The sequence below is a fragment of the Collimonas sp. OK412 genome, assembly GCF_900112135.1.
Lineage (GTDB): Bacteria > Pseudomonadota > Gammaproteobacteria > Burkholderiales > Burkholderiaceae_D > Collimonas > Collimonas rhizosphaerae.
This window is the reverse complement of the sequence record NZ_FOLC01000058.1, coordinates 1-2,651: the sequence shown is the minus strand read 5'-3', so window position 1 is coordinate 2,651 and position 2,651 is coordinate 1. Positions and strand designations below refer to the sequence as shown.

The following is a 2,651-nucleotide window of genomic DNA, read 5'->3' as shown; positions in this document are numbered from 1 at the left end:
CTGCAGCGGGCGCGGGAAGCGGTGCGCAAGACGCGGCGTTGCGCGGTGGTCAATATCTGGGTCGATCCTGCGGTGTACGCCCCGGGAACCATGGCTCAGACCATGTACAAGTAAGCTGTTTAGCCATCATGTTGCAAACCGATGCATCTGGATGACGACCGTTCATCCGGATGCATCGGCACGCAGGAGAGCCGTAATGGAAATGCATCAAGTTGTAGACATGGATCACATCGCTTCGCTGATCGCGGCGCAAAAGACATTGCCTGGGGCGCTGTTGCCTATCCTCCATGCGATCCAGGAATCGGCCGGTTATATCCCGTCTGAAAGCGTGCCGATGATCGCGCAAGAACTCAACCTTTCGCGTGCGGAAGTGCACGGCGTGATCAGTTTCTATCATTATTTCCGCCAGCATCCGGCCGGCCGCCACGTGGTGCAGATCTGCCGCGCCGAGGCTTGCCAGGCACGCGGCTCGGCAGCGCTCGAAGCGCACGCCAAGACAGTGCTGGACTGTGATTTCCACGGCACTGCCAAGGATGGCGAGTTCAGCCTGGAAGCCGTGTACTGCCTGGGCCAGTGCGCTTGCGGCCCGGCCATCATGATCAATGACGAATTGCACGCCCGGGTCAGCCACGGCAAGCTCGACCGGCTGCTGCAAGCTAAGCGAGGTGCGTCATGAGCATCACCATCTATGTACCGCGCGATTCGACCGCATTGGCTTTGGGGGCAAATGCGGTTGCCGAAGCAATCGTGGCCGAAGCGGCCAGGCGCGGCCAGGAAATCACGCTGGTGCGCAACGGTTCGCGCGGCATGTTCTGGCTGGAGCCGCTGGTCGAGGTGGCAACCGCTGCCGGCCGCGTCGGCTACGGACCGGTTGAGCCGGATGACGTCGCCGGCCTGTTCGACGCGGATTTCGTGGCTGGCGGCCAGCATCGGCTGGCCCTGGGGCTGGTCGATGAAATTCCTTACCTGAAGAATCAGGAACGGCTGACTTTTGCGCGAGTCGGCATTACCGATCCGGTATCGCTGGACGACTACCTGGCGCACGAGGGTTACCTGGGCCTGCAAAACGCGCTGGCCATGCAAAGCGCCGACATCGTGCAGGCGGTGCTGGACTCCGGCCTGCGCGGCCGCGGCGGCGCGGCTTTCCCGACCGGCATCAAATGGAAGACGGTGCTCGGCGCGCAGGCTGCGCAGAAATACATCGTCTGCAACGCCGACGAAGGCGACTCCGGCACTTTTTCCGACCGCATGGTGATGGAAGACGATCCCTTCGTGCTGATCGAAGGCATGACCATCGCCGGCCTGGCGGTCAATGCAGACTATGGCTACATCTACGTCCGCTCGGAATATCCGCATGCGATAGCGGTATTGAACGAAGCGATCGCCATCGCTAACGCGCGCGGTTTCCTGGGCCGGAACATCCTCGGTTTCGGCAAGGATTTCCAGCTGGAGGTACGCAAGGGCGCCGGCGCTTATGTGTGCGGCGAAGAAACCGCCTTGCTGGAGAGCCTGGAAGGCAAGCGCGGCGTGGTGCGCGCCAAGCCGCCGCTGCCCGCCATCGAGGGGCTGTTCGGCAAGCCGACCGTGATCAACAATGTGATCACGCTGGCCAGCGTACCGATAGTGCTGGCGCGCGGCGCGGCGTTCTACAAGAATTTCGGGCAAGGACGATCGATGGGCACCTTGCCGATGCAACTGGCAGGCAACATCAAATACGGCGGCCTGGTGGAGAAAGCGTTTGGCGTGACCTTGCGCGAACTGCTGTTCGACTTCGGCGGCGGCACCGAAAGCGGCCGCGCCATGCGCGCGGTGCAGGTCGGCGGCCCGCTGGGGCCGTACCTGCCGCCGTCGCTGTTCGATACGCCGCTCGACTACGAAGCTTTTGCCGCCGTCGGCGGCACGGTCGGCCATGGCGGCATGGTGGTGTTCGACGACAGCGTCGATATGGCCCAACAGGCGCGCTATTCGATGGAATTCTGCGTCACCGAGTCTTGCGGAAAATGCACCCCTTGCCGCATCGGTTCGACCCGCGGAGTGGAAGTGATCGACAAGATCATCGCCAATGCAAATCCGGCGAACCAGGGCCAGCGCCAGCAGCAGATCCACCTGCTGCGCGATTTGTGCGACACCATGGTCAACGGCTCCCTGTGCGCGATGGGCAGCATGACGCCGTTGCCGGTGCTGTCGGCCCTGAACCATTTCCCGGAAGATTTTGGCGCGCCGCCTGCGATAGCCGGCAAGGCAGCCTAAGCGTCAACCGAAGCACGAACAAGCGTCAAGCCATTGCGTCCAGGTTGTACACCCGGACGCGGCGGCAAACAGGAGAAACAGAGAATGAACCAGCTCAATGAAATAGACTACGGCACGCCGGCGCGGTTGTCGGAACGGATGATCACCCTGGAGATAGACGGCGTCAATGTCGATGTGCCGGCGGGCACATCGGTGATGCGCGCTGCCATGGATGCCAGTATCAGCGTGCCCAAGCTGTGCGCAACCGACAGCCTGGAACCGTTCGGTTCCTGCCGCCTGTGCCTGGTTGAAATAGAAGGGCGCAGAGGTTATCCGGCGTCTTGCACCACGCCATGCGAACCGGGCATGAAGGTCAGGACCCAGACACCCAAGCTGGCCGATATCCGGCGCGGCGTGATGGA

The 2,651-nt window shown here is 62.4% G+C and carries 3 protein-coding genes; all 3 read left to right on the top strand.

Features of this window, described 5'->3' with window-relative positions; translation table 11 throughout:
- Positions 1-196: 196 nt before the first annotated feature.
- A complete protein-coding gene (locus BM062_RS24845) occupies positions 197-676 on the top strand; it encodes a formate dehydrogenase subunit gamma (RefSeq protein WP_092402405.1) in 480 nt (159 codons plus the stop codon).
- Positions 673-2,250, top strand: coding sequence for a formate dehydrogenase beta subunit (locus BM062_RS24840; RefSeq protein ID WP_092402402.1), 1,578 nt, complete (start codon positions 673-675; stop codon positions 2,248-2,250). Before BM062_RS24845 ends, BM062_RS24840 begins: the two co-directional genes overlap by 4 nt.
- A gap of 84 nt (positions 2,251-2,334) precedes the next feature.
- On the top strand, positions 2,335-2,651 hold a 317-nt coding region (locus BM062_RS24835; RefSeq protein WP_139220212.1), incomplete at its 3' end, for a 2Fe-2S iron-sulfur cluster-binding protein.